The 26,442-nt window shown below is 72.4% G+C and carries 19 protein-coding genes; 2 read left to right on the top strand and 17 right to left on the bottom strand.

The window, feature by feature from the left end; translation table 11 throughout:
* Window positions 1-20 precede the first annotated feature (20 nt).
* The 9 genes from ACIPW5_RS19690 to ACIPW5_RS19730 form a co-directional block, all read right to left on the bottom strand.
* Window positions 21-866, bottom strand: coding sequence for a GNAT family N-acetyltransferase (locus tag ACIPW5_RS19690; RefSeq protein WP_401246300.1), 846 nt, complete (start codon window positions 864-866; stop codon window positions 21-23).
* Window positions 867-1,009: 143 nt separating this feature from the next.
* The gene (gene ispG / locus ACIPW5_RS19695; RefSeq protein ID WP_362470209.1) at window positions 1,010-2,167 is read right to left on the bottom strand and encodes a flavodoxin-dependent (E)-4-hydroxy-3-methylbut-2-enyl-diphosphate synthase; all 1,158 of its coding nucleotides are present in this window, start codon (window positions 2,165-2,167) and stop codon (window positions 1,010-1,012) included.
* 176 nt (window positions 2,168-2,343) lie between these two features.
* Window positions 2,344-3,645 carry a M50 family metallopeptidase gene (locus ACIPW5_RS19700; protein ID WP_401246303.1) on the bottom strand — a complete coding sequence of 434 codons (1,302 nt, stop codon included), beginning with the start codon at window positions 3,643-3,645 and terminating at the stop codon, window positions 2,344-2,346.
* On the bottom strand, window positions 3,642-4,904 hold the full coding sequence (gene dxr, locus ACIPW5_RS19705) for a 1-deoxy-D-xylulose-5-phosphate reductoisomerase (RefSeq protein WP_401246306.1): 1,263 nt from the start codon (window positions 4,902-4,904) through the stop codon (window positions 3,642-3,644). Before dxr ends, ACIPW5_RS19700 begins: the two co-directional genes overlap by 4 nt.
* Window positions 4,905-4,916: 12 nt before the next feature.
* Entirely contained in the window at window positions 4,917-6,236 is a 1,320-nt protein-coding gene (locus tag ACIPW5_RS19710; RefSeq protein WP_401246309.1) for a hypothetical protein, read from the bottom strand.
* A 99-nt stretch (window positions 6,237-6,335) separates the two neighbouring features.
* On the bottom strand, window positions 6,336-8,285 hold the full coding sequence (locus tag ACIPW5_RS19715; protein ID WP_401246311.1) for an acyl-CoA dehydrogenase family protein: 1,950 nt from the start codon (window positions 8,283-8,285) through the stop codon (window positions 6,336-6,338).
* Window positions 8,286-8,497: 212 nt separating this feature from the next.
* Window positions 8,498-9,943, bottom strand: coding sequence for an aldehyde dehydrogenase family protein (locus ACIPW5_RS19720; protein WP_401246314.1), 1,446 nt, complete (start codon window positions 9,941-9,943; stop codon window positions 8,498-8,500).
* 156 nt (window positions 9,944-10,099) lie between these two features.
* A complete protein-coding gene (locus ACIPW5_RS19725) occupies window positions 10,100-11,680 on the bottom strand; it encodes a PucR family transcriptional regulator (protein ID WP_401246317.1) in 1,581 nt (526 codons plus the stop codon).
* Between the two features lie 111 nt (window positions 11,681-11,791).
* Window positions 11,792-14,137: an ATP/GTP-binding protein gene (locus ACIPW5_RS19730; RefSeq protein ID WP_401246320.1), complete on the bottom strand. Its 2,346-nt coding sequence runs from the start codon at window positions 14,135-14,137 to the stop codon at window positions 11,792-11,794.
* A 217-nt stretch (window positions 14,138-14,354) separates the two neighbouring features.
* On the opposite strand from ACIPW5_RS19730, the gene gabT reads away from it, so the two are divergent.
* Window positions 14,355-15,689: a 4-aminobutyrate--2-oxoglutarate transaminase gene (gene gabT / locus ACIPW5_RS19735; protein WP_401246323.1), complete on the top strand. Its 1,335-nt coding sequence runs from the start codon at window positions 14,355-14,357 to the stop codon at window positions 15,687-15,689.
* Between the two features lie 413 nt (window positions 15,690-16,102).
* Window positions 16,103-16,630 (top strand): phosphatase PAP2 family protein, encoded by a 528-nt coding sequence (locus ACIPW5_RS19740; RefSeq protein ID WP_401246326.1) that lies wholly within the window; start codon window positions 16,103-16,105, stop codon window positions 16,628-16,630.
* On the opposite strand, the gene ACIPW5_RS19745 is transcribed toward ACIPW5_RS19740, so the two are convergent.
* The 8 genes from ACIPW5_RS19745 to ACIPW5_RS19780 all read right to left on the bottom strand — a co-directional run bounded on the left by ACIPW5_RS19745 (window position 16,615) and on the right by ACIPW5_RS19780 (window position 26,310).
* The gene (locus tag ACIPW5_RS19745; protein WP_401246329.1) at window positions 16,615-18,420 is read right to left on the bottom strand and encodes a chitinase; all 1,806 of its coding nucleotides are present in this window, start codon (window positions 18,418-18,420) and stop codon (window positions 16,615-16,617) included. The genes ACIPW5_RS19740 and ACIPW5_RS19745 overlap by 16 nt on opposite strands.
* A 64-nt stretch (window positions 18,421-18,484) precedes the next feature.
* Entirely contained in the window at window positions 18,485-18,961 is a 477-nt protein-coding gene (locus ACIPW5_RS19750) for a hypothetical protein (RefSeq protein WP_401246332.1), read from the bottom strand.
* Between the two features lie 156 nt (window positions 18,962-19,117).
* Window positions 19,118-20,536 (bottom strand): NAD(P)/FAD-dependent oxidoreductase, encoded by a 1,419-nt coding sequence (locus ACIPW5_RS19755; protein ID WP_401246335.1) that lies wholly within the window; start codon window positions 20,534-20,536, stop codon window positions 19,118-19,120.
* Between the two features lie 22 nt (window positions 20,537-20,558).
* Window positions 20,559-21,353 (bottom strand): ABC transporter permease, encoded by a 795-nt coding sequence (locus ACIPW5_RS19760; protein ID WP_401246337.1) that lies wholly within the window; start codon window positions 21,351-21,353, stop codon window positions 20,559-20,561.
* Complete coding sequence (locus tag ACIPW5_RS19765) at window positions 21,353-22,282, bottom strand: ABC transporter permease (protein ID WP_401246340.1); 930 nt, start codon at window positions 22,280-22,282, stop codon at window positions 21,353-21,355. Before ACIPW5_RS19765 ends, ACIPW5_RS19760 begins: the two co-directional genes overlap by 1 nt.
* Complete coding sequence (locus ACIPW5_RS19770) at window positions 22,279-23,427, bottom strand: ABC transporter ATP-binding protein (protein WP_401246343.1); 1,149 nt, start codon at window positions 23,425-23,427, stop codon at window positions 22,279-22,281. Before ACIPW5_RS19770 ends, ACIPW5_RS19765 begins: the two co-directional genes overlap by 4 nt.
* A gap of 74 nt (window positions 23,428-23,501) precedes the next feature.
* Window positions 23,502-24,749 carry a spermidine/putrescine ABC transporter substrate-binding protein gene (locus tag ACIPW5_RS19775; protein ID WP_401246346.1) on the bottom strand — a complete coding sequence of 416 codons (1,248 nt, stop codon included), beginning with the start codon at window positions 24,747-24,749 and terminating at the stop codon, window positions 23,502-23,504.
* A 46-nt stretch (window positions 24,750-24,795) separates the two neighbouring features.
* Window positions 24,796-26,310: a gamma-aminobutyraldehyde dehydrogenase gene (locus ACIPW5_RS19780; protein WP_401246349.1), complete on the bottom strand. Its 1,515-nt coding sequence runs from the start codon at window positions 26,308-26,310 to the stop codon at window positions 24,796-24,798.
* Between the last annotated feature and the right edge of the window lie 132 nt (window positions 26,311-26,442).

Below are 26,442 nucleotides of genomic sequence, written 5' to 3' on the forward strand. Positions count from 1 at the left end.
GCACGCTCAGAACCGGACGCTCAGAACAGCACGCTCATGAACGCGCCGACCTCGCGGAAGCCCACCCGCCGGTAGGAGGCGCGGGCGGCGGTGTTGAAGTCGTTGACGTAGAGGCTGACCACGGGGGCCACGTCGCGCAGCGCGTACGCGACGACGGCGGCCATGCCGGTCTCGGAGTGTCCGCGGCCGCGGAACTCGGGGTCGACCCACACGCCCTGGATCTGGCACGCGGCGGCAGTGGCGGCGCCGATCTCGGCCTTGAAGACGACCTTGCCGTTCTCGACGCGGGCGAAGGAGCGGCCGCTGCCGACGAGCTCGGCGACGCGGGCCTGGTAGAGCAGTCCGCCGTCCCCGGCGAGCGGCGAGATGCCGACCTCCTCGGTGAACATGGCCACGCAGGCGGGCATGATCAGTTCCATCTCGTCCTTGCGGATCCGGCGGACGAGCGGGTCGGCGGCGATCTCGGTGGACGGCTGTTCGGTGACCATGAGCGGCTGGTGGGCGCGGACGTCGCGGGCCGGGCCCCAGCTGGGCTCCAGGAGCTGCCACAGCAGCCGGGTGGGTGCGGCGGGGCCGACGATGGAGGAGCAGCGGCGGCCGGTGCGGCGGGCCCGGTCGGCGAAGGCGCGCACGGCGTCGGGGCCGGCGCAGACGGGGACGAGGTTGGCTCCGGCGTAGCACATGGAGCGGAGCTCGCCGCCGGCGTACCAGCCCCACATCTCGCCGCCCAGGCGCCACGGATCGAGTCCGGCGACCTGGACCCGGGAGGTGACGAAGGCGTTCTCGACCGGCTCGCGTCCGAGGATGGCGAGCGCGGCGTCGAGATCACTGGGCTCAAGGACCCTGGTCGTGGTCTGCGTCAACACTGGGGCCTCACCGTGCAAGTCTGCTGATCTCCGCACTGTACCCGCCGCAACCTGCGCCCGCCCGGTCCCGCAGGTCACGAAAAGGCCCGGCCCCGTCCGCGAGCTGCGCGAACGGGGCCGGGCGGGGTCCTGCCGGGGCGGACTCAGACGCCGATGGCGACGCTGGGCTCGCCGGAGGCGACGCCGTCCTTCTCCATCTGCTCGGCGATCTTCAGCGCCTCTTCGATGAGGGTCTCCACGATCTTCGACTCGGGGACGGTCTTGATGACCTCGCCCTTGACGAAGATCTGGCCCTTGCCGTTGCCGGAGGCGACGCCGAGGTCGGCCTCGCGGGCCTCGCCGGGACCGTTGACGACGCAGCCCATGACGGCGACGCGCAGCGGGACGGTCATGCCGTCCAGTCCGGCGGTGACCTCCTCGGCCAGCTTGTAGACGTCGACCTGGGCGCGGCCGCAGGAGGGGCAGGAGACGATCTCCAGGCGGCGCGGCTTGAGGTTCAGCGACTCCAGGATCTGGTTGCCGACCTTGACCTCCTCGACCGGCGGGGCCGAGAGGGAGACGCGGATGGTGTCGCCGATGCCCTCGGAGAGCAGGGCGCCGAAGGCGACGGCGGACTTGATGGTGCCCTGGAAGGCGGGGCCGGCCTCGGTCACGCCGAGGTGCAGCGGGTAGTCGCACTGGGCGGCGAGCTGGCGGTAGGCGTTGACCATGACGACCGGGTCGTTGTGCTTGACCGAGATCTTGATGTCGCCGAAGCCGTGCTCCTCGAAGAGGGAGGCCTCCCACAGCGCGGACTCGACGAGCGCCTCGGGGGTGGCCTTGCCGTACTTCTTCAGCAGGCGCGCGTCGAGGGAGCCGGCGTTGACGCCGATGCGGATCGGCGTGCCCGTCTCCCGGGCGGCGTACGCGATCTCCTTGACCTTGTCGTCGAACTGCTTGATGTTGCCCGGGTTGACGCGGACGGCGGCGCAGCCGGCGTCGATCGCGGCGAACACGTACTTGGGCTGGAAGTGGATGTCGGCGATGACCGGGATCTGCGACTTCTTCGCGATGACGGCCAGCGCGTCGGCGTCGTCCTGCGTCGGGCAGGCGACGCGGACGATCTGGCAGCCGGAGGCGGTCAGCTCGGCGATCTGCTGGAGGGTGGCGCCGATGTCGGAGGTGCGGGTCGTGGTCATCGACTGCACCGAGATGGGTGCGTCGCCGCCGACGGCCACGGAACCGACCTGGATCTTGCGGCTGACCCGGCGGTCGGCAAGCTTCGTCGGCACGGACGGCATTCCGAGAGAGATGGCAGTCATCTGCTGTGCAACCCCAAGGTGTGGATCGAGGTCCCGAGATCGGCGGGCTCCAGCCTTCGAGGTTACGCCAAGCAGCGCGCCCCCCTTGCATCCGAGGGGGTGACGCCACCCGAACGTAGGGAGCCGGGCACACAACGTGCCCGGCTCCCCGTGTGTTCGGGTTCGTTCCCGTACGGCTAGGTGATCTTGATCGGGTTGACCACGTCCGCGACGAGCACCAGCAGGGTGAAGCAGACGAAGACGCCGGCGACCACGTACGCGGCGGGCATCAGCTTCGCCACGTCGAAGGGGCCGGGGTCGGCGCGCCGGAAGACCTTGGCCACGGCGCGGCGCAGCGACTCCCACAGGGCGCCGGCGATGTGCCCGCCGTCCAGGGGCAGCAGGGGCAGCATGTTGAACAGGAACAGCGACAGGTTGAACATGCCGAGCACGTTGAGCAGGATCGACATCTTCTGCTCGCTGGGCAGGTCCAGGGCGGCGATGTCGCCGCTCATCCGGGCCGCTCCGACGATGCCCATCGGGGAGTCGGCCTCGCGCTCGCCGCCGCTGAACGCCGCGTTCCAGAGGGCGGGGATCTTGGCGGGGAGCTTCAGGAGACCCTGGACGCTGCTGTCGACGATCTCGCCCATGTGGTCGACGGACTCGCCGAAGGACAGGGCGGCGATCTCGTTCTTCGGGCTGAAGCCGAGCCAGCCGGCGGTGACGTACTGGCCCTTGACGTAGCCGCCGTGGCCGTCGGTCTTGGCGACCTGGTTGGCGATCAGGTCGACGGGGATGCTGAGCTGCTGGCCGTCGCGCACGATGGTGACGGTGGCGGGGCCGACGGTGTCGCGGATCCGCTTCTGGAGGGCGGACCAGTCGGCCACCTTCTTGCCGTTGAAGGCGACGATCCGGTCGTCGGCCCGCAGGCCGGCCTTCTTGGCGGGGGCCACCGGGTCGCCGTCCTTGCAGACGTCGCGCTTCTCGCTCTGCTGGATGACGCAGGGCGAGACGGTGGCGATCTGGGTGGTGGTCCGGTTGATGCCGAAGGTCATCCAGACGCCGAAGAAGATCGCGAGGGCGAGCACCAGGTTCATGAAGGGGCCCGCGAACATCACGATCACGCGCTTCCACGGCTTGCGCGTGTAGAAGAGCCGCGTCTCGTCGCCGGGCTGGAGCTCCTCGTAGGCCGCCGAGCGGGCGTCCTCGATCATCGACCGGAAGGGCGAGGTGGAGCGGGCGGTGACCTTGCCGTCCTCGCCGGGCGGGAACATCCCGATCATGCGGATGTAGCCGCCCATCGGGATGGCCTTGATCCCGTACTCGGTCTCGCCCTTCTTCCGGGACCAGATGGTCTTGCCGAAGCCGACCATGTACTGGGGCACGCGGATACCGAAGAGCTTGGCCGTGGAGAGGTGGCCGAGCTCGTGCCAGGCGATCGAGAACAGCAGCCCGACGACGAAGACGAGCACGCCCGTCAGGGTCAGCAGCAAGGTCATGCGCCCGCCTCCACGGCGGCCCGCGCCGCCATCTCCCGTGCCCGGGCCCTGGCCCAGGTCTCCGCTTCGAGGACGTCCGCCACCGTCAGGGAAGTTCCCGACGTGGGCGTTCCGTGCTCCTCGACCACTGCCGAGACCGTATCCATGATTGCTGTGAACGGCAGCCGACCGGCCAGGAAGGCGTCCACGCACTCCTCGTTCGCCGCATTGAAGACGGCGGGGGCGGTTCCGCCCAGTTCTCCCACGTGGCGGGCGATGCCGACCGAGGGGAAGGCCTCGGTGTCGAGCGGGAAGAACTCCCAGGTGGAGGCCTTGCTCCAGTCGAAGGAGCGGGAAGCGTCGGGGACCCGCTGGGGCCAGCCGAGACCGATCGCGATGGGGCCGCGCATGTCCGGCGGGGTGGCCTGGGCGAGGGTGGAGCCGTCCGTGAACTCGACCATGGAGTGCACGTAGGACTGCGGGTGGACCACGACCTCGATGCGGTCGAAGGGGATGTCGTAGAGCAGGTGGGCCTCGATGACCTCCAGCCCCTTGTTGACCAGGGTCGCCGAGTTCACGGTGATGACCGGGCCCATGGCCCAGGTGGGGTGCGCGAGCGCGTCCTCGACGGTGACCGAGGCCAGTTCGGCGCGGGTGCGGCCGCGGAAGGGGCCTCCGGAGGCGGTGACGACGAGCTTGCGGACGTCGGCGCGGGTGCCGGCGGCGAGGGCCTGGAAGAGGGCGGCGTGCTCGGAGTCCACGGGGATGATCTGGCCGGGCTTCGCGAGGGCCTTGACCAGCGGGCCGCCGACGATCAGCGACTCCTTGTTGGCCAGGGCCAGGGTGCGGCCCGCCCGCAGCGCCGCGAGGGTGGGGGCGAGGCCGATGGAGCCGGTGATGCCGTTCAGGACGGTGTGGCAGTCGGAGGCGGCGAGTTCGGCCGCCGCGTCGGGACCGGCCAGGATCTCGGGCAGCGGCTCGGCCGTGCCGTACTGCTCGCCCAGCGCCTCCTTCAGGGCCGGTACGGCGTCCTCGCGGGCGACGGCCACGGCCCGGACCCCGAGCTTGCGCGCCTGCTCGGCCAGCAGGTCGACGCGCCCGCCGGCGGCGGACAGCGCGGTGACCCGGAACCGGTCCGGGTTGCGCAGGGCGAGGTCGATGGCCTGGGTTCCGATGGACCCGGTCGACCCGAGGATGACGATGTCCCGGCGGCCGGCCGCGGCGTCGAAGAGGAGGTGCGGGTCGGCGAGGGGGGCTGGACTGTCGCTCATGCCCCCCATTGTTGCCGCATCTCAGGGACGCTTGGACACGGAGTCCCCGTCCGTGACGCGCGCGAGGAGTTCGGGGAGGGTTCCGGCGAAGTCGGGGAGCGCGCGGGCGGCCCGCCACCAGGCCCCGGGGTCGTCGCCGAGGGCCGCGGCGAAGAGCCGGTCCGCCTCGGCGCGGGCGGCGAGGACGGCCGCCGGGCGGTCGTGGCGGTCGGGGTGGCCGGTGTCGCCGAGCCACTGGTCCTCGTCGAGCGCCCAGCAGGCGGGGACCTTGTGCCGGATGACGTCGGCGCCGGTGAGCAGGCCCCGGTCCAGGCAGTCGCGGACCCAGCGGACGTCCTCGGCGGCCGTGTCCATCGGGACGGCGAGGCTCACCAGGGCCAGCTCGCGCTCCCACGCGCCGGCCGGATCGGCGGGGGCCGGGTCCGGGGCGAGGTGGCGGACGGCGCGGGCCAGCGCCGGGTCGTGGCGGACGTCGCCGGGTGCGGACGGGGCGCCCGCGGCCAGCGCGGCCGCCAGTTCGGGCAGGGTGCCGCGGAAGGCGGCGGCCCGGCGGCCCAGTTCGGCCCACAGCCGGGGGTCGTCGCCGAGCACGGGCCGCAGGGCGCGGTGCACGGCCGACTGCATCTCGGCCTGTTCGGGCAGGGTCCAGCGCAGCCCGCGGGTGGCGGGGAGGTGGCCGAGCAGCAGGGTGCGGGGGGCGGGGGCCACGTACGCGACGAGCTCGTCGCAGGTCAGCAGGCCCATCCGGACGGCGCGGACGGCGGGCCGGTACCAGTGGCGGCCGTACGTGTCCCCCGTGCGCGCCTCGAGCAGGGCGCGGTACGCCTGCCGGGGCAGTCCGCCCGCCAGCAGCAGCGCCTCGACGGCGCCGGCCGGCAGCGGGGCGCGGGCGTGGGCGCGCAGCAGCGGCTCGGGGTCGTGGAGGTCGAGCAGGTGCGGCATGCGGAGCAGGGTGAGCGGGATCCGGGGGCGGCGGCCGTGCCGGCGCAGCAGGCGGATCAGCTCGTCGGGGGTGAGGGGGCCGGGGCCGGTCTCGGCGAGCAGTTCGGGCGAGGGCCCCGGCCGGGCGGCGTACCGCGCGGGGCCGGGCAGGCCGGGCAGCGGGCGGCCGAGGACGTGCGGGTTGCGGGCGATGTAGTGCCGGTCGGCGTCGGTGCCGTGGCGCAGCAGGAGGGTGACGGCGGCGGCGGGCAGCCACTGGTCGCGGCAGAGGTACTTGCGGGTGGGCCCGTCGAGCCGGTCGAGCAGGTCGGCCACGACGTGGTGCGGTGCGTGGCGCAGCAGGTGCGCCACGCACCAGGCCAGCCGTCGGCAGGCCCGGTCCTCCTCGGCCGTCGCCATCGTTCTCGCCCGCCTCGTGCTCGTGCCGGTACCGGTGCCGTGCCCGTACGTCCGTACGTCTGTCGTACATTCGTCCGGTCTGCTGCCGATGATGGCAGGTCAGCGCAGGGGACGGTGAACGTTTTTGCGGCTGGAGGGGCCGGGGGCGGCCTCCGCGATCCACGGGCCGTCGCCGGAGGGGTCGAGGACCCCTTCCTCCAGCCAGGTGTAGGTGCCGCCGAGGACCCCTTCGACGACCTTGCGGTCGAGGTCGTCGGTGTTGGCCCACAGCCGGCCGAAGAGCTCCTCGACGCGCAGCCGGGACTGCCGGCAGAAGGCGTCGGCGAGCTGGTAGGCCTCGCGGCCGTGGTCGCCGCTCTCGCGCAGGTGCTCGGCGCGCACGCAGGCCGCGCTCATCGCGAAGAGCTCGGCGCCGATGTCGACGATCCGGCCGAGGAAGCCCTGTTTGGTCTCCATGCGGCCCTGCCAGCGGGACATGGCGTAGAAGGTCGAGCGGGCGAGCTTGCGGGCGCCCCGCTCGACGTAGCGCAGGTGGGTGGCGAGGTCGGGGTGGCCGGCCGGGTGGAACTCGCGGTAGGTGCCGGGGACCTGGCCGAGGCCGGTGGCGAGCCTGGGCAGCCAGCGGGCGTAGAAGCCGGCCGCGCGGGCGCCCGCCTTCGCCTTGTCTCCGAGGGCCTTGTCGGGGTCGATGAGGTCGCCGGCGACGGAGAGGTGGGCGTCGACGGCCTCGCGGGCGATCAGCAGGTGCATGATCTCGGTGGAGCCCTCGAAGATCCGGTTGATGCGCAGGTCGCGCAGCAGCTGCTCGGCGGGGACGGCGCGTTCGCCGCGGGCGGCGAGGGACTCGGCGGTCTCGAAGCCGCGTCCGCCGCGGATCTGGACGAGCTCGTCGGCCATCAGGCAGGCCATCTCGGAGCCGTAGAGCTTGGCGAGGGCGGCCTCGATGCGGATGTCGTTGCGGTCCTCGTCGGCCATCTGGGAGGCGAGGTCGACCACGGCCTCCAGGGCGAAGGTGGTCGCGGCGATGAACGAGATCTTGGCGCCGACGGCCTCGTGCCGGGCGACGGGCCGGCCCCACTGCTCGCGCACCCCGGACCACTCGCGGGCGATCTTCAGGCACCACTTGCCGGCGCCGACGCACATGGCGGGCAGGGACAGCCGGCCGGTGTTGAGGGTGGTCAGCGCGATCTTGAGACCGGCTCCCTCGGCGCCGATCCGCTGGGCGGCGGGCACCCGGACCCGGTGGAAGCGGGTGACGCCGTTCTCCAGGCCGCGCAGGCCCATGAAGGCGTTGCGGTGCTCGACGGTGATGCCGGGCGAGTCGGCCTCGACGACGAAGGCGGTGATCCCGCCGCGGTGGCCCTCCGACTTCGGGACCCGGGCCATGACCACGAGCAGGTCGGCCACCACCCCGTTGGTGGTCCACAGCTTGACCCCGTCGAGGACGTACGTGCCGTCGTCCTCCGGGTCGGGGACGGCGGTGGTGGCCAGCCGGGCCGGGTCGGAGCCCACGTCGGGCTCGGTGAGCAGGAAGGCGCTGATCGCGCTGGTGGCGCAGCGCGGCAGGTAGGCGTCCTTCTGCTCCTTGGTGCCGAACATCTTCAGCGGCTGCGGCACGCCGATCGACTGGTGGGCGGAGAGCAGGGCGCCGATGGCCGGGCTGACGGAGCCGACGAGGGCGAGCGCCTTGTTGTAGTAGACCTGGGTGAGGCCGAGGCCGCCGTACTCGGGGCCGATCTTCATGCCGAGGGCGCCGAGCTCCTTGAGCCCGCGGACCGTCTCGTCGGGGATGCGTGCCTCGCGCTCGATGCGCTGCCCGTCGATCTCGTTCTCGCAGAAGTCCCGCAGCCGGGCCAGGAAGGCCTCGCCGCGCCGGACGTCCTCGTCGGCGGGGGTCGGGTGGGGGTGGATCAGGTCCAGCCGGAAGCGGCCGAGGAAGAGCTCCTTGGCGAAGCTGGGTTTGCGCCAGTCCTGCTCGCGGGCCGCTTCCGCGACCTGCCGCGCCTCGCGCTCGGTCACCTTGGGCTGTACGGGCCGTGTTGCCGACATCCGGGTACTCACCTCGCCGCATCGGGGGACCTACCGATCGGTGCTACCTGTCAGTCGTACCCGCTCCGGGCGCCCGGGAAAATACGGGCGCCTGCAAAAGGGGGATGCCGGGGAGGTGCCGGAGGGACACCGGGGGCCTGCCCGGAAAAGGGGGACGGCCGGAGCCCCCGCACAGTAGGCTCCGGCCGTCGGTCTGTGACCGTACGAGTCGGTCAGATGTCGAGGCCCGTGAGGACCAGGACGCGCTCGTACGTGTAGTCGTCCATCGCGTAGCGGACGCCCTCGCGGCCCACGCCGGACTGCTTGACGCCGCCGTACGGCATCTGGTCGGCGCGGTAGGACGGCGCGTCGCCGATGATCACACCGCCGACCTCGAGCTCGCGGTGGGCGCGGAAGGCGACCTGGACGTCGCGGGTGAAGACGCCGGTCTGCAGGCCGAACTTCGACTCGTTGACGGCGGCGAAGGCCTCGTCGGTGTTCTCGACCTTCGTCAGGGTCAGGACCGGTCCGAAGACCTCCTCGGTGGCGAGCTTCACGCCGGCCGGGACGTCCGCGAGGACGGTCGGCTCGACCGTGGCGCCGTCGCGCTTGCCGCCCGTGAGCAGCTTGGCGCCGGCGGAGACGGCCTCGTCCACCCAGGACTCGACGCGCTTGGCGGCGTCCTCGGAGACCAGCGGGCCGACGTCGGTGGCGTCGTCGGAGGGGTCGCCGGTGACCTGGGCCTGGACCTTCGCGACGACCTTCTCGACGAGGCGGTCGTAGACGGAGGCGTCGGCGATCACGCGCTGCACGGAGATGCAGGACTGGCCGGCCTGGTAGTTCGAGAAGGTCGCGATACGGGTCGCGGCCCAGTCGAGGTCGGCGTCGGAGGACCAGTCGGCGAGGACCACGGCCGCGGCGTTGCCGCCGAGCTCCAGGGTGCAGTGCTTGTGGGGCACCGACTGCTGGATGGCGTAGCCGACGGTGTCGGAGCCGGTGAAGGAGATGACCGGGAGGCGGTCGTCCTTGACCAGGGCCGGCATCTTGTCGTTGGCGACGGGCAGCACGGACCAGGAGCCGGCCGGCAGGTCGGTCTCGGCGAGCAGCTCGCCGAGGATCAGGCCGGAGAGCGGGGTGGCCGGGGCCGGCTTCAGGATGATCGGCGCGCCGACGGCGATGGCCGGGGCCACCTTGTGGGCGCACAGGTTCAGCGGGAAGTTGAACGGCGCGATGCCGAGAACCGGGCCCTTGACGAAGCGGCGGGTCAGGGCCAGGCGGCCGACGCCACCGGCGTCGGTGTCCAGGCGCTGGGCCTCTCCGCCGTTGAAGCGGCGGGCCTCTTCGGCGGCGAAACGGAACACGGACACCGCACGGCCGACCTCACCGCGGGCCCACTTGACCGGCTTGCCGTTCTCCGCGGAGATCAGCAGGGCGATCTCCTCGGTGCGCTCGGCGAGCCGCTTGGACACGTGGTCCAGGGCCGCGGCACGTACGTGGGCGGGGGTCGCGGAGAACTCCGCCGTCACGGCGTACGCCGCGGCCACGGCCTCTTCGACCTGGGCGTCGGTGGGCACGCTGACGGTGCCGACCAGCCGGCCGTCCCACGGGTTGTGGACGTCGAAGCTGTCCTCGCCGGTGGCCTGGCGGCCGGCGAGCCAGAAGGCGTGGGTGGAAGTCATGCGAATCCCGGCCCTTCGGAGTGTGCGGTGGGTCGTTGTCTCCACCACGGTAGGACTCCGCCGGGCTTTCGGCGTTTAGCCGCGTTGGAGAACCTCCGCGCGGGCCTGCGCCGCTTTGTCACTGTCCATTTCCGGGGCGCCGCTCGCGCGGCGGCGCTAAGGGGCCCCCGGACTGGCCTTCAGGGCGAGCCACAGCTCCATGCGGACGTCCGGGTCGTCCAGGGAGCGGCCGAGGATCTCCTCGACGCGCTTCATCCGGTAGCGCAGGGTGTGGCGGTGGACGCCGAGGTCGGCGGCGGCGGCGTCCCACTGGCCGTGGCGGGAGAGCCACGCCTGGAGGGAGGCCACCAGGTCGCCGCGGCCCGTCGCGTCGTGCTCCCGCAGGGCCCGCAGGGTGCCGTCCGCGAAGGCGCGTACGGCGTCGTCGGCGAGCAGCGGCAGGACCGAGCCCGCCGCGAGGTCCTCGTGCTCGACCAGGGCCCGGCCCCGTCGCCGGGCCACGGCGAGTGCCTGGTCGGCCTGCTTGAAGGCGGCCGCCACCCCCGCGGGGGCGGCCGCTGCCGACAGGCCGACCACCAGTTCGTCGGGTTCGGGCCCGGCGGCCTCCCGGCCGCGCCGGGACTCCAGGGCCTCCGCGTGGTCGGCGCAGGCCTGCACCGCCGCACCGCCGTCGGCGGCCAGCACCACCAGCCGGCCGGGCTCCGGGACCAGCAGCAGCGTCTCCCCGGTCCGCGCCGCCGCCGACTCGACCGCGTCGGCCAGCAGCGCGAGCCCCTCCGGCTGGGCGGTGCCCGGCAGCGCCGGCTCGGCTACGGCGATCCGGAAGGGCGCCTCCAGCAGTGCCCCGTACAGGTCCCCGGCCACGGCCCGGGCGTGCTCGGGCTCGCCCTCCAGCAGCATCCGCAGCACGGCCGCGCCGAGCCGGGACTCCGCGTCGTGCAGCGACCGGGAGCGCTCGGTGGTCAGGGTCAGCAGCGCGACGGCGGAGTGCACCGCGTACCGCTCGGCGGTGCCGAGCGGGGCCGCCGTCCCCACCGCGAGGGCGCCCCGGGCCCGCCGCCCGGTACCGAGGGACTGGAGCTCGACCCGGTCCTCGGCGCCGCCCACCACCGCGCTCGCCGGCGCGGGCCGCTCGCGCAGCCGCTCCACGTCGGGGGTGAGCCGGGCGGCCCGGCGCGCCGCCCAGTCGGGGGCGGCGGCGACGACGGCGCCGGAGGTGTCGTACAGCGCGGCCCAGCCGTGCACGTGGGCCGCCAGCTTCGCCAGCAGGTCGGCCGGGCCGTCGGCGGAGAGCGCGGCCCGGGTCAGTTCCCGCTGCGCCTCGAAGCCCGCGGTGACGGCCCGGTACTGGTCGGCGGCCAGGGCGGCGGAGACGGCCTTGCTGATGGCGAGGAACGGGGTCCGCCGGGGCACCTCCAGCAGCGGCAGGTCCTCCTCGCGGGCGGCCTGGAGCAGTGCTTCGGGGATGGCCTCGTAGTTGACCCCGACGGCGAAGCCGATGCCGACGACCCCGGCGGCGGCCAGCCGGCGTACGTAGCGGCGCATCTCCTCGGGGTCGTCCGCGTCCAGCTTCATCGCGGTGACGAGCAGGAGCTCGCCGCCCTCCATGTAGGGGACGGGGTCGGCGAGCTCGCTGACGTGGGCCCAGCGCACGGGGGTGTCGAGGCGGTCCTCCCCGGCCCGGACGGTGAGCTTCAGCGCCGAGTGCTGGACGAGCGAGGCGAGGGTGAGCGGCATCGGTTTCCAGACGGGAGGGCGGGCGGAGGGGGCCCGGCACGGGTTTTCGCCATGGCGTATGAACGGCCCCTTTCGATTCTGCCACCCCGTACGGGTCCTCTCAGCCGATCCTCAGCCGGTTCCCGACAGCCGGAGCAGCAGCGGGGCGGCGCGTTCCCCGCGGACGGAGGTCAACGACAGCACCGCGCAGCCGGGCGGCACGGCGTGCGCCAGCTCGGAGGCGGACCAGCGCTCCCGCTCGACCTGGCGCACGGTGACGGCGTCGGTGGTCACGGCCTTCCCGGTGACCAGCTTGCGGAAGGCGTGGATGGCCCGGGTGAGCGGCTGGTCGGCGAAGACCGTGCGGTGGGTGACGTCCCGGGTCTCGACCCATTCGGTGCCCCAGGCCTCGGCGAAGCGCTGCCCGTCCCAGGTGGTGACCCCGGAGAAGGCCATCCGGCAGCCGACCGCGCCCAGCAGCGGGGTGCGCAGGTGCTCCGGTACGTCGTCCAGGGTGCGCAGGGTCAGCAGCACGCCGGCGTTGGCCGAGCGCAGCCGCTGCACGCCCCGGACGGTCTCCGGGGTCAGGGTGTGCGAGGCGTCGTCGAGGGCGAGGAAGGCGAAGAGCGAGCGGTCGGCGCGGGCCGTGGCGGCGGCGTTGAACTGGGCGAGGAGCAGCCGGGCCAGCATCCGGGAGGCGTCGGCGTGGGCGCGCTCGGGGAGGTCGACGCGGACCCGGACGGGGTGTTCGAGGGCGCGCAGGGAGAAGGGGCGCCCGCGCCGTTCGGAGCCGCCGACGACCGCGCCGACGTCGAAGAAGCCGCTGAACGCCGGCCGGTCGAGCAGGGCGGCGCGGTCGGCGAGGGCCGGGCCGGGGTCGCCGGGTGCCCCCTGCTGGCGCAGCCGCGCGTCGAGCTCGCGGAGCATGGCCTGGCGTCCGGTGCCCTCCAGGGCCTGGCGGAGGGCGGTGAGGGCGGAGGGGACCCCGTCGAGGAGCTCGCGCAGTTCGGGTACGGCGGGGAAGCGGCCGTACGCCTCGCGGAAGGGGCCGATCAGCTGGGCGAGGGTGGTCGCGGCGCGGCGCACGTCGATGCCGGGGACGTCTCCGACGAAGGCCTCGGCGAGGAGGCCGGCGGCCTCGTCGGGGTCGGCGGTGCCGCCGTAGAGGTCGAGGTCGTGGACGGAGGCGGGGTCGCCGACGCGCACGACGATGTCGTAGGCGGCGTCGGGGCCGAGCTGCGAGCCGGCCGCGCCGACGGCGACGACGGCGGCCTGCCCGGCCAGTGCCTGGAGCGCGAGGGATTCGACGACGGGCCGCACGAGGCGGGCAGTCTTGCCGGTGCCGGAGGGGCCGACGGCCAGCAGGGAGGTCCCGAGCACCCCGGGGTCGAGGGCGAGGCCGGTGCCGCGGCGGGCGTAGGGGTTGCGCTCTCCTTCCTCGACGGTGCCGAGCAGCACCTGGCGGGTGAGCAGGTCGTGCCGGGCGGCGCGGACCGGCAGGTCGCGGTCGCCGGAGGGGTGCACGCAGGCGCCGGCGCCCTTGTCCCGCACGGCGGCGTCGAAGGCCCCCAGCCGGGTGGGGTCGGCCCGCACGGACTCCCAGGCACGCCGAATCCGCGCGAAGTCCACGTCGTTCATCCGCCCGCCCCCACCCTCGGCCACGAGCCGCCGGGCGGCCTCGACGAGCCCGGCGGCCTCCACTTCGTGCCAGGCGGCGGGGTCGGCGCCGGCCGGCACCGCGGCCGGGCGCTGGACCCTGCGGCCGGGGGCCGGCTTCAGGGCGAGCCGGGTGAAGAAGACGAGGAACGGCGCCAGGGCGACCGCGGTCACGAGGTAGGTGACGAGCCGCTGCTCCCCTTCGGTCATCTCCGCGAGGGGGAGATGACCGCCGAGGAGGCTGAGCAGGGGCACGGTACGGGTCCAGATGACGACCACCACGAACAGCGCCAGCCCCGCCGCACCGGCCACCCGGGCGCGCGGCCCCCTGGCGGCCACGAGCCGTTCGAAGGCCAGGCCCCACGAACCGAGGCGGCTGAACCACCACACCAGCACCCCGGTGACGAGCAGCATGTACGCCTGGAGAGCGGCGACGCCCGCGCCCGTCTTGGGCTCCCCGGTGAGCTTGTTCCACCACTCGGACGGGGTGAGCAGCCTGACCGGCAGGTTGGTGTACGGGATGTAGTTGTCGGTGATCAGGGACCACAGCAGGACGCACGCGAGGAAGGAGATCACCACACCGCTGAGCAGTGACCGGTCGGTGGCCGTGTCCTCCTCGTTCTCGCCGCGCGGCACGTGCCCGTAGCGCCACACCCCCGGATCGGCCGCCGGCCGCTCGGTGTGGAGCCACTCCGTGAAGGGCGCCGCCGCCGGCGCGTGCTGCGGCTTCGGCGGGGTGCCGAGGGGCGGTGGCGGGGCCGCCGGCCGGGGGACGTGGCCCCCTCGGGTCGACTGTCCGTCGTGCGTGCCCTCGGTGTTCATGAAACCCCTGCCCCCTGCCCGTTCCAACGCGCCGCGGCGCTCAATCTAGTGCCCGGTCAGGCGATCCGCGGGACACGCGCCGGTTCCTTCCTATGGCCGTCACGGACAAGGACACGCGGGCACCACTCCCGAACGGAGCATGCCTTAGCCCCTCCCCCGGGCCTAGCCTGCGGACAAAGACACAAGTGCGTCCGAAAACACCCCCCAGGAGCCCTCCATGACTGCTCTCCCGCAGGAGCGCAAGCTCGTCACCGCGATCCCCGGCCCGAAGTCGCAGGAGCTGCAGGCCCGCCGCCTCGGCACGGTGGCCGGCGGCGTGGGCTCCGTGCTCCCCGTGTTCACGAAGCGCCTGGACGGCGGCATCCTCGAGGACGTCGACGGCAACCGCATGATCGACTTCGGCTCCGGCATCGCCGTGACCTCGGTCGGCGGCTCCGCCGAGGCCGTCGTGCGCCGCGCCACCGCGCAGCTCGCCGACTTCACCCACACCTGCTTCATGGTCACCCCGTACGAGGGCTACGTCGAGGTCTGCGAGGCGCTGGCCGAGCTGACCCCGGGTGACCACGCCAAGAAGTCGGCCCTGTTCAACTCGGGCGCCGAGGCCGTCGAGAACGCCGTCAAGATCGCCCGCGCGTACACCAAGCGCCAGGCCGTCGTCGTCTTCGACCACGGCTACCACGGCCGCACCAACCTCACCATGGCGCTGACGGCGAAGAACATGCCGTACAAGCAGGGCTTCGGTCCGTTCGCCCCCGAGGTCTACCGCGTCCCGGTCGCCTACGGCTACCGCTGGCCCACCGGCGCCGAGAACTGCGGCCCCGAGGCCGCCGCCCAGGCGATCGACCAGATCACCAAGCAGATCGGCGCCGAGAACGTCGCCGCGATCATCATCGAGCCGGTCCTCGGCGAGGGCGGCTTCATCGAGCCGGCCAAGGGCTTCCTGCCGGCGATCGTGAAGTTCGCCAACGACAACGGCATCGTCTTCGTCGCGGACGAGATCCAGTCCGGCTTCTGCCGCACCGGCCAGTGGTTCGCGTGTGAGGACGAGGGCATCGTCCCGGACCTGATCACCACCGCCAAGGGCATCGCCGGCGGTCTGCCGCTGGCCGCGGTGACCGGCCGCGCCGAGATCATGGACGCCCCGCACGCGGGCGGCCTGGGCGGCACCTACGGCGGCAACCCGGTGGCCTGCGCCGGTGCGCTGGGCTCCATCGAGACGATGAAGGAGCTCGACCTCAACGCCAAGGCGAAGAAGATCGAGTCCATCATGAAGTCGCGCCTGTCCGCGATGCAGGAGAAGTACGACATCATCGGCGACATCCGCGGCCGCGGCGCCATGATCGCCATCGAGCTGGTCAAGGACCCGGAGTCCAAGACCCCGAACCCGGAGGCGGCCGGCGCGCTGGCCAAGGCCTGCCACGCCGAGGGCGTCATCGTCCTCACCTGCGGCACCTACGGCAACGTGCTCCGCTTCCTCCCGCCGATCGTCATCGGCGAGGACCTCCTGAACGAGGGCCTGGACGTCATCGAGGCCGCGTTCGCGGGCATCTGACCGAACGTTCCGTTCGAAGGAATGGAACGCTTGAACGCAGTGCCCGCCCCCTACCAGCGGTAACGGTCGGGCGCTGTGAAGAAGCTGTGGGGGGCCGATGGCGGGAGCGCGTTCCCGCTGTCGGTCCCCCTTTCGCTGGCGTACGGTTTCTGCAGATGAGTGAGACAGACCGTTCCCGGGCTACCGGGGGCGACACCGGTACCGGGCTTCCCCAGCGCCGTACTGGTCATGCGTTCGCGCACACTCCTCTCAGATCGGACGGCCGTCCGCCCCAAACCCCCCGGGGCGCACGGCGACCCGATCCGGGCGGCCGTCCCGGAACCATCCCCCCTGTTCCGGGACGGCCGGCCATCCTCCCCACGGCCCTGTGCCTGTGCCTCGGCCTCTTCGCCCTGATCACCTGGCAGGTCCTGGTGTCGGGGCCGCTCCTGGTCCCGGACCACGCACTCAGCCGCGCCCTCGTGCGCACCGTGCCCGACGCCGTCACCGAGCGCCTCGCGGACCTGGGCAACGTGCCGGTCGCCGTCCCCGTCCTCGTGCTGGCCATGGCGTACGCGGCCCGGCGCGGGAGGCGCCGCGCGGCGCTCGCGGCCGGTCTGGCGATGGCCCTGGTGCCGGCGCTGATCGTCCCCCTCAAGGAGTGGACCGCCCGCCCCGGCCCGCTGGAGCCCTGGGCGGCCGGCTACTACCCCTCGGGCCATACGGCGACGGCCCTGACGGCGTACCTGGGCGCGGCCCTGCTGATCGCCCCGTACACCCGGCGCCGCTGGCCGGTGCCCGCCGCCCTGGTGCTGTCGGCGGCGACGGCGGCGGGCCTGGTGCTGCGCGGTTTCCACTGGCCGCTCGACGTGCTGGCCAGCGTCCTGCTGTGCGTACCCCTGCTGCTGGGGGTCCGCCTGGCGGCCGGCGGCCGCCGGAGCGACCGTCAGCGGCCGAAGTAGGAATCGAAGTTCCGGCTGAACTCCCAGCCGCCGAAGCGGTCCCAGTTGACCGACCAGGTCATCAGGCCGCGCAGGGCGGGCCAGGTGCCGTGGGTCTGGTAGCTCCCGCAGTTCTGCTTCTTCGTCAGGCAGTCCAGGGCCTTGTTCACCTCCGCCGGCGGGGTGTGGCCGTTGCCCGCGTGGGTGGTGGCGGGCAGGCCGATGGCGACCTGCTCGGGGCGCAGGGCGGGGAAGACCCGGGAGGCGTCGCCCGCGACGGGGAAGCCGGTGAGCAGCATGTCGGTCATGGCGATGTGGAAGTCGGCGCCGCCCATGGAGTGGTACTGGCCGTCGAGGCCCATGACCGGGCCGGAGTTGTAGTCCTGGACGTGGAGCAGGGTGAGGTCGTCGCGCAGCGCGTGGATGACGGGGAGGTAGGCGCCGGCGCGCGGATCCTGGCCGCCCCAGGGGCCCGATCCGTAGAACTGGTGGCCCAGCTGGACGAAGAAGGTCTCGGGGGCCATGGTCAGGACGAAGCCGGGGCCGTAGCGGGCCTTGAGGGTCTTGAGCGCCGAGATCAGGTTGACGATGACGGGGGTGGTGGGGGCGCGGAAGTCGGTGTCGCCCGTGGCGAGGGAGAGGGAGTGGCCCTCGAAGTCGATGTCGAGGCCGTCGAGGCCGTACTCGTCGATGATCTTCCCGACGGAGGAGACGAAGGCGTCGCGCGCCGCGGTGGTGGCGAGCTGGACCTGGCCGTTCTGCCCGCCGATCGAGATGAGGACCTTCTTGCCGGCGGCCTGCCGGGCCTTGATGGCCGCCTTGAACTCGGCCGGGGTCTCCGCGTTGGGGCATTCGGTGACCGGGCAGAGCCGGAAGCGGATGTCGCCGGAGGTCACCGAGGTGGGTTCGCCGAAGGCGAGGTTGACCACGTCCCAGGAGGCGGGCACGTCGGACATCCGGACGTAGCCGGAGCCGTTGGCGAAGCTCGCGTGCAGGTAGCCGACGAGGGCGCGGGCGGGCAGGCCCGGGGTTCCGGGGCCGCCGGTGCCGGGGGTGGTGGCGGTGACCGGGGTGCTCTTCGGGGATTCGCCGGCGGCGTTCAGGGCGGCGACGCGGAAGGTGTACGGGGTGGCGGCGGTGAGGCCGACGACGGTCGCCGAGGCGGTGCCGGCGGGCTGGACGGCGGCGCCTTCGCGGTAGACGGCGTACGAGGTCGCGCCGGGTACCGCGGTCCAGGACAGGGAGACCGTGGACGGCGAGGTGGCCGTGGCGGTCAGGCCGGTGGGGGCGGCCGGGGGCTGGGGCTGTCCTGGGCCGCCGGGGTCGGGGCCGACCAGGGTCAGGTCGTCGGTGAGGTGGGCGGGCTGGCCGTACCAGCCGTGGGTCCAGACGGTGACGGAGGTGGTGGCGGGGCCGGTGCGGAAGCCGGTGGTCAGCTGCTTCCAGGCGCCGGGGCTCTGGGTCCAGGCCGAGACGTCGGTGGTGCCGGTGCCGGTGGCGCCGAGGTAGACGTACGCGCCCTGCACCCAGGCCGAGAGGGTGTACGCGGAGTCGGGCTTGACGGTGACCGTCTGGGAGCAGCGGGCGTTGTCCTGGCCGGCCGGAGTGGCCCGCAGGGCGGAACCACCGCCGTGCACCGGAGTGCTGACGGTGGTTCCGCTGCCGCCGGAGCAGCTCCAGCCGTCGAGGCCGGACTCGAAGCCGCCGTTGCGGACGAGGTCGGCGTCGGCGGCCGCGGCGGGCGGGCCCGCGGTGAGGAAGGCGGCCGCCGCGAGGGCGGCGGCCGTGAGGAGGGACAGGGGTCTGCGCACGACTGCCTCCGGAACATGGGGGGATGGAGGATCCGGGCCAACATGGTCCAGACCAATCCCCTTGTCAAGGCTTCGCGCGCGGTCCCCGCTCCTCCCCCGCCAGGGCCCTCGCCGCCGCCTCGTGGAGCGCGAGTTCCAGGGCCGCGGGGTCGGTGAGCGTGCCCCGGCCGTCCGGGAGCACCAGCCAGCGCACCCCGGCCGTGGCCCGGCCCGGGTGGGGGACCGTGATCCAGCTCCCGCGTCCCGCGCCCCGCACGCCGGTGCCGATCCAGCCCGAGGCCGTGCCCGGGGGCACGAAGAAGCCCACCCGGGTGTCGCCGGGGTCGGCGAGTACCGGGCCGGGCAGGCCGGGCAGCCGTTCCAGTACGCCGAGGGCGGCCCGCCCGAGCTCCCCCGGCACGATCAGCACGTCCCAGTGCCGGCCGGCGGGCAGCAGGGCGACCCCGAGGGGGTTGCGCTCCCACTCCCAGCGGCAGGCCTCCGGATCCGGTGCCGCCGCGGCCAGCCATTCCACTGCGGTCCTCGCTCCCGGGAGCGTCATCGCCCGGCCTCCGTTCGTCTCGTCGCGGTGAGGGGTCCTCACCGGGAGAGAGCGGGGCCGGGCGGGGCTATGACGCGGGTTGCGCCACCCCGTGGAGGTGAAGCGGGTCACGGGGCGGAGTACGGACGTGCGCCGGGGCGTACGGGCGTGCGGGCGTCAGCTGTCGAAGCCGAGCCCCAGGCGGTCCAGCGTCCTGAGCCACAGGTTGCGGTGGCCGCCCCGGGCGTCGGCGCGGGCCAGCGACCACTTGGTGAGGGTGATCCCGGTCCAGGCGAACGGCTCGGGCGGGAACGGCATGGGCTTGGACCTCACCATCTCCAGCCGGGTGCGCTCGGTGGACAGCCCGTCGAGCAGGTCCAGCATCACCTCGGCGCCGAAGCGGGTGGCGCCCACGCCGAGCCCGGTGTACCCGGCGGCGTAGGCCACCCGGCCGCGGTGCGCGGTGCCGAAGAAGGCGGAGAAGCGGGAGCAGGTGTCGATGGCCCCGCCCCAGGCGTGGCTGAAGCGCACGCCCTCCAGCTGCGGGAAGGCGGTGAAGAAGTGCTCGGCGAGCTTGAGGTAGGTCTCGGGGCGGTGGTCGTACTCGGAGTCGAGCTTGCCCCGGTAGGGGTAGATCGCGTCGTAGCCGCCCCACAGGATCCGGTGGTCCCGGGTGATGCGGAAGTAGTGGAACTGGTTGGCGCTGTCGCCGAGCCCCTGGCGGTTCTTCCAGCCGATCGAGGCGAGCTGCTCCTCGTCCAGCGGCTCGGTCATCAGCGCGTAGTCGTAGACGGGGACGGTGAGGGGGCGGATCCGGCGGACCAGCGAGGGGAAGATGTTGGTGCCCAGGGCGACGCGGCGGGCGAGGATCGTGCCGTAGGGGGTCTCGACCGTCATCCCGGCGCCGGTCTGCGCCATCTTCAGGCCGCGCGTGTTCTCGTAGATGCGCACGCCCTGCTCCAGGCAGGCCCGCTTGAGGCCCCAGGCCAGCCGGGCGGGGTTGAGCATGGCGACGCCGTCGCGGTCCCACAGGCCCGCGAGGAAGGTCGGCGAGTTCACCTCCGCGCGCAGGGCCTCGCCCTCCAGCCATGCGGAGCCGTCGCCGAGGCCGAGCGCCTGGGCCTCGGCGTGCAGTTCGCGCAGCTCCTCGACCTGGTGCGGCTCGGTGGCGACGTCGATCTCGCCGGTGCGCTCGAAGTCGCAGTCGATGCCGTAGCGGTCGACCGCCTCCTCGATGGCGTCGAGGTTGCGGGCGCCCATCTCCTCCAGCTTGGCCAGCTCGCCCGGCCAGCGGGCCATGCCGTTGGCCAGGCCGTGGGTGAGGGAGGCCGCGCAGAAGCCGCCGTTGCGGCCGGAGGCGGCCCAGCCCGCCTCCTTGCTCTCGATCAGTACGACGTCCCGGCCGGGGTCTCGCTCCTTGGCGATGAGCGCGGTCCACAGGCCGCTGTAGCCGCCTCCGACGACCAGCAGGTCGCAGCGCTCGTCGGAGGTGAGGGCCGGCTGCGGCGCCGGGCGGCCGGGGTCGTCCAGCCAGTACGAGACGGGCTTCGCCTCGGAAAGGGATTTCGCAACACTACGCATGGCGACTGGGGCCATGGCTTCCAACTCCCTACGGGGTCTACTTCGGTTGTGCCTTCTTGCGGCGGTTGCCGGCCCACTGGCCGGCGAGGACCACCAGCACCGCGATGACGAACATCGCCGTGCCGATGACGTTGATCTGGACGGGCGTACCGCGCTGGGCCGATCCCCACACGAACATGGGGAAGGTGACGGTGTTGCCCGAGTTGAAGTTGGTGATGATGAAGTCGTCGAAGGAGAGCGCGAAGGACAGCAGCGCGCCCGCCGCGATACCGGGGGCCGCGATCGGCAGGGTGACCCTGAGGAAGGTCTGCACCGGTCCGGCGTAGAGGTCGCGGGCGGCCTCCTCCAGGCGCGGGTCCATGGACAGGACGCGTGCCTTGACGGCGGCTACGACGAAGCTGAGGCAGAACATCACGTGGGCGATGAGGATCGTCCAGAAGCCGAGCTGGATGCCCATGTTCAGGAAGAGGGCGAGCAGCGAGGCCGCCATCACGATCTCGGGCATGGCCATCGGCAGGAAGATCAGCGAGTTCACCGCGCCGCGCGCCCGGAACCGGTACCGGACCAGCGCGAAGGCTATGGCGGTGCCGAGGACCGTGGCGCCGATGGTGGCCCACAGGGCGATCTGGAGGGACAGGGCGAGGGAGCCGCACAGGTCGGCGACCCCGCAGGGGTCCTTCCAGGCGTCGAGGGAGAACTCCTGCCAGGCGTAGTTGAAGCGCCCGGCGGGGTTGTTGAAGGAGAACACCGTCACGACGACGTTCGGCAGGATCATGTACGCGAGCGTGGCGAGGCCCGCGATGACCACGAGATTGCGGCGGAGCCAACGCATCAGACCAGGTCCTCCGTCCCCGCTCGGCGGATGTAGATGGTGACCATGATCAGCACGATGGCCATGAGGATGAAGGACAGCGCGGCCGCTGTCGGGTAGTCGAGGATCCGCAGGTACTGCGACTGGATGACGTTGCCGATCATCCGGGTGTCCGTGGAGCCGAGCAGTTCGGCGTTGACGTAGTCGCCGCTGGCCGGGATGAAGGTGAGCAGGGTCCCGGAGACCACGCCCGGCATGGAGAGCGGGAAGGTCACCTTGCGGAACACGGTGGCGGGGGCGGCGTAGAGGTCGCCGGCGGCCTCGTGGAGACGGGTGTCGATGCGCTCCAGCGAGGTGTAGAGCGGCAGGATCATGAAGGGGAGGAAGTTGTACGTCAGGCCGCAGACCACCGCGAGCGGTGTGGCCAGGACCCGGTCCCCCTCGGTCATGCCGAGCCAGCTGGTGACGTCGAGGAAGCCGACGGCGTTGAGGGCGCCGACGACCGGGCCGCCGTCGGCCAGGATCGTCTTCCAGGCCAGCGTGCGGATCAGGAAGCTGGTGAAGAAGGGGGCGATGACGAGGACCAGCAGCAGGTTGCGCCAGCGGCCGGCCTTGAAGGCGATGAGGTAGGCCAGCGGGTAGCCGAGCAGCAGGCACAGCGCGGTGGCGGTGCCGGCGTAGAGCAGGGAGCGCAGGAACTGCGGGTAGTACTCGGTCAGGGCGTCCCAGTAGGTCTGGAAGTGCCAGGTGACCTGGAAGCCCTCTTCGAGGGAGCCGGTCTGCACCGAGGTGGAGGCCTGGTAGATCATCGGCAGCACGAAGAAGACGAGCAGCCACAGGATGCCGGGGAGCAGCAGCCAGTACGGGACCAGGCGCTTCTTCAGGGAGGCCTTGTGGACCGGGGGTTCGGCGGGGGCGGCGGCCTCGGGGGGCGCGGCGGTGGCGGTCACGCGCTCTCCTCGACGGTCTCGACGCCCGCGTCGATGTCCTGGGCGGCGTCCAGGCCGAAGGTGTGCTCCGGGTTCCAGTGCAGCACCACGTCGGCGCCGGGGGCGAGGCGGGCGTCGCGCTCGACGTTCTGGACGTACACCTCCAGCTCCGGGCAGACCTGGCTGTCGATGACGAACTGGGTGGAGACGCCGATGAAGGAGGAGGCGGCTATCTTGCCGGTGATCTTGTTGCGTCCCGCCGCGACGGTGTGCTCGTCGGCCGCCGGGACCAGGGAGATCTTCTCGGGGCGTACGCCGACGAGGAGCTTTCCGCCCGCGCGGGGCGTGGTCGAACATCGGGCGGCGGGCAGCCGGAGGGTGGCGCCTGAGGCCGAGACGGCCACGTCGGCCCCGGTGGACTCGACGGAGGCCTCGATGAGGTTCGAGGTGCCGAGGAAGTTGGCGACGAAGGTGGTGCGCGGGTTTTCGTAGAGCTCGGCGGGGGCGCCCAGCTGTTCGACGCGGCCGCCGTTCATCACCGCGACCGTGTCGGCCATGGTCATGGCCTCCTCCTGGTCGTGGGTGACGTGCACGAAGGTGATGCCCACCTCGGTCTGGATCCGCTTGAGCTCCAGCTGCATCTGGCGGCGCAGCTTGAGGTCGAGGGCGCCGAGCGGCTCGTCGAGCAGCAGGACCTGGGGGTGGTTGATGAGGGCGCGGGCGACGGCCACGCGCTGCTGCTGGCCGCCGGAGAGCTGGTGGGGCTTCTTGCGGGCGTGCTCGCCGAGCTGGACGAGGTCGATCATCTCGTCGACCTGCTTCTTGACCGACTTGATGCCGCGGCGGCGCAGGCCGAAGGCGATGTTCTCGAAGATGTCCATGTGCGGGAACAGCGCGTAGCTCTGGAAGACGGTGTTCACCGGGCGCTTGTACGGCGGGAGGTGGGTGACCTCGCGGTCGCCGAGGCTGACCGTGCCGGTGGAGGGCTCCTCCAGGCCGGCGATCATGCGCAGGGTGGTGGTCTTCCCGCAGCCCGAGGCGCCGAGCAGGGCGAAGAAGGAGCCCTGGGGGATGGTCAGGTCCAGCGGGTGCACCGCGGTGAAGGAGCCGTAGTGCTTGCTGATCCCGGCGAGGCGGACGTCACCGCTCGCGGTCTTGTCGGTCATGGGCCTGGGCCTTCGGTGGTGGTGGCGTGGGAAGGGTGCGGGGCGCGCGGGGGGGTGCCGGCGGACGGGTCCGGTCAGGCGCCGATGAGCTTGGCGAACTTCTCCTCGTACGCCGTCTCTTCCTCGCTGGTGAGGGAGCGGAAGGCGTGGGCCTTGGCGGCCATCTCCTTGTCCGGGACGATCAGCGGGTTGTCCGCGAGCGCCGGGTCGATCTTGGCGAGCTCTTCCTTGACGCCTTCGACGGGGCAGACGTAGCTGATGAACGCGGCCAGCTGGGCCGCGACCGGGGGCTCGTAGTAGTAGTCGATGAGCTTCTCGGCGTTGGCCTTGTGCCGGGCCTTGACGGGGACGAGCAGGTTGTCGCTGGAGGTGATGTATCCGGCAGCCGGGATGGCGTACTTGATGTCCGGGTTGCCAGCCTGGAGCTGGATGACGTCGCCCGCCCAGGCGAGGCAGGCCGCGAGGTCGCCCTTGTCGAGGTCGGCGGTGTAGTCGTTGCCGGTGAAGCGGCGGATCTGCTTGGTGTCGACGCCCTTCTGGAGCCGGCCGATCGCCGCGTCGTAGTCCGCGGTGGTGAAGTCGGCCGGGTTCTTGCCCTGGTCGAGCAGGGTCATGCCGACGGTGTCGCGCATCTCGGTGAGGAAGCCGACGCGGCCCTTGAGGGAGGGGTCGTCGAGGAGCTGCGTGACGGAGTCGACCTTCTTCCCGTCGGTGGCCTTGGAGTTGTAGGCGATGACGGTGTCGATGCCGGTCCACGGGTAGCTGTGGGCGCGGCCCGGGTCCCAGTCGGGGTTGCGGAACTGCGGGATCAGGTTGGCGTAGGCGTGCGGGAGGTGGGAGGGGTCGAGCTTCTGCGCCCAGCCGAGGCGGATGATGCGGGCGGCCAGCCAGTCGGTGACGACGATCAGGTCGCGGCCGGTGTCCTGGCCGGCGGCGAGCTGCGGGCGGATCTTGCCGAAGAACTCGACGTTGTCGTTGATGTCCTCGGTGTACTTGACCTGGATCCCGGTCCGCTTGGTGAACTCCTCCAGCGTGGGACGGGTCTTCTCGTCGTCGCTGGTGTCCATGTACTCGGTCCAGTTGGAGAAGTTGATCTCCTTCTCCCGGTCCGAGTGGTCGTCGGACGCCACCGCCGCGCCGTCGCGCTTGGCGGGCGGGATGCCGCAGGCGGTGAGGGCGGAGAGGCCGCCCAGGGTGAGCGCCCCGACTCCGGAGGCGCGCAGCAGCGAGCGGCGGGTGAGGGCGCCGCGTCCGCTGGTGAGGCTGCGCCGCATCGCGGCGGTCTGCGCCGCCGAGAGGCGGTCGGGCTCGAACTGCTCCATGCGCATTGCCCTTTCGGGAGGGATGGCCACTGGTCAGGCGGCGTGTTTACCGGTCCCCGAAGATCGTGCGGTGCCAGTCCTTCGCGGCTACCGCAGTATTGTCGAACATCACGTGCTTGACCTGCGTGTATTCCTCGAACGAGTAGGCGCTCATGTCCTTCCCGAAGCCGCTCGCCTTGTATCCGCCGTGCGGCATCTCGCTGATGATCGGGATGTGGTCGTTGATCCAGACGCAGCCCGCCTTGAGCTCGCGGGTGGCGCGGTTCGCCCGGTAGAGGTCGCGGGTCCAGGCGGAGGCCGCGAGCCCGTACGGGGTGTCGTTGGCCAGGGCGAGGCCCTCGTCGTCGGTGTCGAAGGGCAGGACGACCAGGACCGGACCGAAGATCTCGGACTGGACGACCTCGCTGTCCTGCGCGGCGCCGGAGATCAGGGTGGGCCGGTAGTAGGCGCCGTCCGCCAGGTCCCCGCCGGGGATCTCGCCGCCGGTGACGACGGTGGCGTACGCGCGGGCGCGCTCGACGAACGCGGCGACCCGGTCGCGCTGGGCGTGCGAGACGAGCGGGCCGAGGTCGGTGGTGGGCGCGAACGGGTCGCCCAGGCGGACGGTCTCCATCAGCTCCGCGACCCGGGCGGTGAACGCGTCGTGCAGCGGGCGCTGCACGTAGGCGCGGGTGGCCGCGGTGCAGTCCTGGCCGGTGTTGATGAGCGAGGCGGCGACCGCGCCGTGGGCGGCGGCCTCCACGTCGGCGTCGTCGAAGACGACGAAGGGCGCCTTGCCGCCGAGCTCCAGGTGGAGGCGCTTGACGGTGGCGGTCGCGATCTCGGCGACCCTCTTGCCGACGGCGGTGGAGCCGGTGAAGGAGGTCATCACCACGTCGGGGTGGCCGACCAGGTGCTCGCCGGCGTCCCGGCCGGCGCCCGTGACGATGTTGACCACGCCGTCGGGGATGCCCGCCTCCTTGGCCGCCTGGGCGAACATCAGGGAGGTCAGCGGGGTGAGTTCGGCGGGCTTGAGGACGATCGTGTTGCCGGCGGCGATGGCCGGGAGGATCTTCCAGGCGGCCATCTGGAGCGGGTAGTTCCAGGGTGCGATGGAGCCGACGACGCCGATGGCCTCGCGGCGCACGTAGGAGGTGTGGTCCCCCGAGTACTCGCCGGCCGCCTGGCCCTGGAGGTGGCGGGCCGCGCCTGCGAAGAAGGCGGTGTTGTCGACGGTGCCCGGCACGTCGAACTCCGTCGACAGCTTGAGGGGCTTGCCGCACTGGAGGGACTCGGCGTACGCGAAGTCCGCGGCCTGTTCGGCCAGTACGGCGGCCAGCCGGTGCAGGGCGTCCGAGCGCTCGCCCGGGGTGGCCGCCGACCAGCCGGGGAAGGCACGCTTGGCGGCCGCCACGGCCTCGTCCACGTCCGCCGGGCCGGCGAGCTCGTACGTGAGCACCTCCTCGCCGGTGGCGGGGTCGACGACGGTGTGCGACCGGCCCGAGGTGCCGGCCCGGAGCCGGCCGTCGATGTACTGCGCGCCGTCTGCGAAGCGGTCCTTGACCTGGAAGCGGTTACCCATCGCTCTCACGCTCTCCGTAGCTACAGCTCGAATTGAGTGCCGATCCTGGCAGAGGCGTTCTCCCCCGCCAAGTGATTCCGTTGTTGCCTTTTGATTACGCGACGGAATCGGTCGACCATGTGTCGAGGCATC

Source organism: Streptomyces sp. NPDC090077 (assembly GCF_044747545.1).
In the GTDB taxonomy this organism is placed as follows: Bacteria; Actinomycetota; Actinomycetes; order Streptomycetales; family Streptomycetaceae; genus Streptomyces.

Bases quoted from the DNA above. Each gene is read 5' to 3' on its own strand.
- dxr (WP_401246306.1), bottom strand. From the start codon at position 4,904: ATGGGGGGCATGAGCGACAGTCCAGCCCCCCTCGCCGACCCGCACCTC.
- ACIPW5_RS19710 (WP_401246309.1), bottom strand. From the start codon at position 6,236: ATGGCGACGGCCGAGGAGGACCGGGCCTGCCGACGGCTGGCCTGGTGC.
- ACIPW5_RS19775 (WP_401246346.1), bottom strand. From the start codon at position 24,749: ATGGAGCAGTTCGAGCCCGACCGCCTCTCGGCGGCGCAGACCGCCGCG.
- ACIPW5_RS19750 (WP_401246332.1), bottom strand. From the start codon at position 18,961: ATGACGCTCCCGGGAGCGAGGACCGCAGTGGAATGGCTGGCCGCGGCG.
- ACIPW5_RS19770 (WP_401246343.1), bottom strand. From the start codon at position 23,427: ATGACCGACAAGACCGCGAGCGGTGACGTCCGCCTCGCCGGGATCAGC.
- ispG (WP_362470209.1), bottom strand. From the start codon at position 2,167: ATGACTGCCATCTCTCTCGGAATGCCGTCCGTGCCGACGAAGCTTGCC.
- ACIPW5_RS19700 (WP_401246303.1), bottom strand. From the start codon at position 3,645: ATGACCTTGCTGCTGACCCTGACGGGCGTGCTCGTCTTCGTCGTCGGG.
- ACIPW5_RS19730 (WP_401246320.1), bottom strand. From the start codon at position 14,137: ATGAACACCGAGGGCACGCACGACGGACAGTCGACCCGAGGGGGCCAC.
- ACIPW5_RS19780 (WP_401246349.1), bottom strand. From the start codon at position 26,310: ATGGGTAACCGCTTCCAGGTCAAGGACCGCTTCGCAGACGGCGCGCAG.
- ACIPW5_RS19725 (WP_401246317.1), bottom strand. From the start codon at position 11,680: ATGCCGCTCACCCTCGCCTCGCTCGTCCAGCACTCGGCGCTGAAGCTC.
- ACIPW5_RS19720 (WP_401246314.1), bottom strand. From the start codon at position 9,943: ATGACTTCCACCCACGCCTTCTGGCTCGCCGGCCGCCAGGCCACCGGC.
- gabT (WP_401246323.1), top strand. From the start codon at position 14,355: ATGACTGCTCTCCCGCAGGAGCGCAAGCTCGTCACCGCGATCCCCGGC.
- ACIPW5_RS19715 (WP_401246311.1), bottom strand. From the start codon at position 8,285: ATGTCGGCAACACGGCCCGTACAGCCCAAGGTGACCGAGCGCGAGGCG.
- ACIPW5_RS19760 (WP_401246337.1), bottom strand. From the start codon at position 21,353: ATGCGTTGGCTCCGCCGCAATCTCGTGGTCATCGCGGGCCTCGCCACG.
- ACIPW5_RS19755 (WP_401246335.1), bottom strand. From the start codon at position 20,536: ATGGCCCCAGTCGCCATGCGTAGTGTTGCGAAATCCCTTTCCGAGGCG.